This is a genomic window from Rhodococcus sp. ENV425 (genome assembly GCF_002887785.1).
In the GTDB taxonomy this organism is placed as follows: domain Bacteria; phylum Actinomycetota; class Actinomycetes; order Mycobacteriales; family Mycobacteriaceae; genus Rhodococcus; species Rhodococcus aetherivorans.
Map to the genome: position 1 here is coordinate 1 of NZ_PCZU01000121.1, position 4617 is coordinate 4617.

Genomic DNA, 4617 nt, shown 5'->3' on the forward strand with positions numbered 1-4617 from the left:
GCGTGTCGCATGGACCACCTGAGTCAGCCCGAATCGAACCTGTGTGACATTCGGCCCACCACCGCCGTCCCGGGGAATGTCGGAAATGTTCAATACGGCCGGCGGAGACGACGCGAGACTCGTCGCATGACGCATTCCGTGAATCCGATCCCCGCCGGCTACACCTCCCTCACGCCGTTCCTCGTCGTCGACGGCGCGGCCCGGGCCGTCGAGTTCTACCGCACGGTCTTCGGCGCCGAGGTCGTCGAACGAACCGACGGGCCCGACGGCACGATCGCGCACGCCGAACTGGACTTCGGGCACGGCCGGCTCCAGCTGAGCGACCCCGCGCCGGCCATGGGGCTGCGCGCGCCCGACGGGACGAACACCGTCGACCATTCCTACGTGCTGTACTGCACCGACGCCGACGCGACGTTCGCCCGCGCGGTCGAGCAGGGTGCGCAGGTCTTCGAGGAACCCTCGACGTTCGTCACCGGAGACCGGTTCGGGACGATCCTCGACCCGTTCGGGCACCGGTGGGCGATCATGACGCGCGTCGAGGACGTCGCGCCCGAAGAGGCACGACGTCGCATCGACGAGTGGCTCGCGAGTCAGTCGTCCTGAGCATCCCTGAAACGCCGAATGTCACATCGGATCGATACAAGCGATCCGATGTGACATTCGGTCGATCAGGCGTCAGGCGAGGCGCTGCTTCAGGGCCTCGAACTCGTCGCGGATGCCGGAGGGCACCTTCTCGCCGAGGAACTCGAACCACTCCTCGATGAGGGGCAGCTCTTCCTTCCACTCCGCCACGTCGACCTTCAGCGCCTCGTCGACGTCGTCGCGGTCGACGTCGAGGCCCTCGAGGTCGAGGTCCGCGGCGGTCGGCACGAAGCCGATCGGCGTGGTCTGGGCGCCGGCCCGGTGCTCGATGCGGTCGACGATCCACTTGAGCACACGGGAGTTCTCACCGAAGCCCGGCCACAGGAAGCGGCCGTCGTCGCCGCGACGGAACCAGTTGACGTAGAAGATCTTCGGCAGCTTGTCCGCATCCGCGGACTTGCCGATGTTGATCCAGTGGTTCAGGTAGTCGCCGGCGTTGTAACCGATGAACGGCAGCATCGCCATGGGGTCGCGACGGACGGTGCCGACCTTGCCCTCGGCGGCGGCGGTCTGCTCGGACGACAGCGTCGCGCCGAGGAAGGTGCCGTGCTGCCAGTCGAGGGACTCGCTCACCAGCGGCACAGTCGTCTTGCGGCGACCGCCGAACAGGATCGCGGAGATCGGCACACCCTGCGGATCGTCCCACTCGGGGGCGAGGATCGGGCACTGCGACATCGGCGTGCAGTAGCGCGAGTTCGGGTGCGCGGCCGGGGTGCCGGACTCGGGAGTCCAGTCGTTGCCCTTCCAATCGATGAGGTGCTCGGGATTGCCTTCCAGGCCCTCCCACCACACGTCGCCGTCGTCGGTCTGCGCGACGTTGGTGTACAGCGTGTTGCCGGCCTCCATCGTCTTCATGGCGTTGGGGTTGGAGCCGTGGTTGGTGCCGGGGGCGACGCCGAAGAAGCCGTACTCCGGGTTCACCGCGTACAGCCGGCCGTCCTCACCGAAACGCATCCAGGCGATGTCGTCGCCGAGGGTCTCGGCGCGCCAGCCCGGGATGGTCGGCTGGATCATCGCGAGGTTGGTCTTGCCGCAGGCACTCGGGAACGCGGCCGCCACGTAGTAGGCCTTGTCCTCCGGCGAGATCAGCTTGAGGATCAGCATGTGCTCGGCGAGCCAGCCCTCGTCGTGCGCCATGGCCGAAGCGATACGCAACGAGTAGCACTTCTTGCCGAGCAGGGCGTTGCCGCCGTAGCCGGAGCCGTAGCTCCAGATCTCCCGGTCCTCCGGGAAGTGGGTGATGTACTTGGTGTCGTTGCACGGCCACGGCACGTCCTTCTGGCCGGGCTCGAGCGGCGCACCCACCGAGTGCAGGGCCTTGACGAACGGCTTGTCGGTGCCCAGCTTCTCCAGGGCCGCGGTACCCATGCGGGTCATGATGCGCATGGAGACGACGACGTACTCCGAGTCGGTGATCTCGACGCCGAGCTTCGGGTCGTCCGCGCCGAGCGGGCCCATGCAGAACGGCACCACGTAGAGGGTGCGCCCGCGCATGCTGCCGCGGTACAGCTCGGTCATGGTCGCCCGCATCTCGGCCGGATCCATCCAGTTGTTGGTCGGTCCGGCATCGACCTCGTTGCGCGAGCAGATGAAGGTGCGCGACTCGACGCGCGCGACGTCCGACGGGTCGGAGTTGCCCAGGAAGGAATTGGGCTTCTTCTCGTCGTTGAGGCGGGTGAAGGTCCCGGCCTCGACCAGCTGGGTGGTCAGCCGGTCCCATTCCGCGTCGGACCCGTCGGCCCAGACGACCCGGTCGGGCTGAGTGAGTTCGGCGACCTCCTGTACCCATGCGAGCAGCTCGGCGTGCTGGGTCGGGGGCTTGCCATCGGTGCCGTTCAGACCGGGAATGGTCACTGAGGTCATCAAACTCTCCTGGGGTGCGCCGGAACCGGATCCCTCCCCCGACCTGCGACGAACCGTCCCAGGGACCAGCGGCGGACCCGGACTCCCCCTCTCGGCAGGGGTACCACCCGCTTCCTCCGTGGCCGAACGGACGAGGCGGGCGCCGGATGTCCTATTCATAGAGGTTAACGCCGGACTTCGGGGTGATGGCAATCGGGGCCGGTCGGAAATGTCACAGAAACGATTCAGAGGGCGAACACAGTACCCGCCTCGCACGCCCGGGGCACGGGCGATTTGCCTCACTTTCCTCGATCGAGGTGACCTTCGTCAATCCGGGTCCAGTGCTCCGCACCGTCGACGTCGCGCCGGAACTGCCACACCCCGAATCGTCCGTCGTCGCCGAGTTCGGTGACCCGGTCGAACCACCCGTCAGCGTCGGTGTCCGATGCGACGACGAGTGCGTCCGCGGTGGCGAACGTGACGGTGTCGAGCAGGCCGTCGCCGTCGACGTCCACGGCCGGCGGCAGCGCGCCCGGTCCAGCCGGGTCGAGCAGCGCGGGGGCCAGCCCCGGGCCGAACGCGGGACGTCCCGGGACGGGCACGTCGGGCTCCCACACCTGGTCGTCGGTGCCGGCGAATCCGTCCACCATCGCGCGCTCCTCACTGCCGTGTCACACCATCGGACGCTGTCGTCCCGTTGGACGCGCCCGGCCGGCCGGCGGTTCCCGCCCGGGCGAGCACGGCGAAATCGCGCTCGCACGCCGCCAGCTGCCCGGCACGGTCCTCGGCGCGACGTCTCAGCTCGTCGTCGAGGGCGGCGATGCGGTCGCGCGCCGTGGCGAGCCGGGCGGTGCGCGCGACGGCGAGCGCGGACCCGAGCCGGGCCTCCGCGTCGACGATGCGCTCGAGCGCGACGGCCTCGAGCTCGGCGCGCACCTCGACGAGTTCCTCGAGCGCCCACCTGCGCATCCGGTCCCGTTCGGCGAGCCGTCGCCGCACCCGCACCAGCCACCACGCCGCCGCCGCGCCGAGCAGCAGGCTCAGCGGTACCGTCGCCAGCTCGAGCGTGGGCACCAGGGACAGCGGGGACACCGCGACGCGTCCCAGCCCCGCCCCGGCCGACGCGCCGATCAGCACGGTGAGGCGGTCCTCCACGGGACGTCGCGGGGACGGCGGCGCGGACCGCGGGGGCACGGTGGCCGGGCCGGCCGGCTCCGGGTCACCCGGTCCGATCCGGGCCAGCCGCTCGGTGACGACCGTGCCGACCCGGGCGTGCAGGTCGCGGACCACGTCGTCGAGCAGGTGCGGCACGTGCGCCGGGTCCACCGTCTCGATCGCGTCGCGAAATTCGGCGGACGCCGCGCGCACGGCCGCCGCGACGGCCTGCGCGGTGTCGATGCGGGCCCGTTGCAGCTCGGCGCGGAGCCCTCCGTCGTCGGCGGGAGTGGTGGCCCGCAGGCTCCACCGCGCCCGTTCGGCGCGCAGGGCCCCCGTGTCGTCGCCGGCGCGCAGGGCAGCGATCGCCTGCACCACGAGGTGGCGGGTCTCGGCGACGACGGCGCTGCGCAGGGCCCGGCCCGCATGCGGACCCGGGACCAGCGCCGCCGTGAGCGCCTCGTGCAGGTCGACGATCCCGGATTCGAGCCGCAGCACCGCTCCCGCGTCGCCGCCGACAGCACGGGCGCGGGCGGCGAGCGACGTCCCGACGGGCAGCAATGTCACCGGACCGAGCCAGGGTGCGTGCCGTTGCAGCAGCGCGACGTCCCGCTCGTGCACCACCCGCCAGTCCGGGTGCACGTCGGTTCCGGTGAGCGCGCACACCACGCGGCCGCTGCCGCGCCCGGCGGACTCGAGGACGGCGAGTTCGGTCCGGCCGAGGTGGGCCGACGCCTCGAACACCATCAGCACGACGGTCGCGGGACCGTCATGGACGTAGTCGACGGCCGGGCCGAGCGCGGTGAGCTCGTCGACGAGCGCCCCGCGGCCGCAGCCGTCGACCCCGGCCACCCGGATCCGCGGCGGGTCCGACGTGGCGTGCAGCCGCGCCCATCCCTCCGGGTTCCAGCGGCGCACGACGTCGCCGACGTCGGGCGGGATCACCGCGACGATCCGGTGAGGTCGTCGAGGGCGGCC

General features: G+C 71.0%; 4 protein-coding genes. 1 reads left to right on the forward strand and 3 read right to left on the reverse strand.

What is annotated here, in order from left to right:
* Positions 1-126: 126 nt before the first annotated feature.
* Positions 127-603, forward strand: coding sequence for a VOC family protein (locus CQZ88_RS09710; protein ID WP_029546114.1), 477 nt, complete (start codon positions 127-129; stop codon positions 601-603).
* 72 nt (positions 604-675) lie between these two features.
* Here the strand turns inward: CQZ88_RS09710 and CQZ88_RS09715 are convergent, their stop codons facing one another.
* The 3 genes from CQZ88_RS09715 to CQZ88_RS09725 all read right to left on the reverse strand — a co-directional run.
* The gene (locus CQZ88_RS09715) at positions 676-2505 is read right to left on the reverse strand and encodes a phosphoenolpyruvate carboxykinase (GTP) (RefSeq protein ID WP_029546116.1); all 1830 of its coding nucleotides are present in this window, start codon (positions 2503-2505) and stop codon (positions 676-678) included.
* A 278-nt stretch (positions 2506-2783) separates the two neighbouring features.
* A complete protein-coding gene (locus CQZ88_RS09720) occupies positions 2784-3134 on the reverse strand; it encodes a DUF6802 family protein (protein WP_050035917.1) in 351 nt (116 codons plus the stop codon).
* A 10-nt stretch (positions 3135-3144) separates the two neighbouring features.
* Positions 3145-4617 (reverse strand): hypothetical protein (locus tag CQZ88_RS09725; protein WP_308410796.1); only part of this gene is annotated, 1473 nt, incomplete at its 5' end.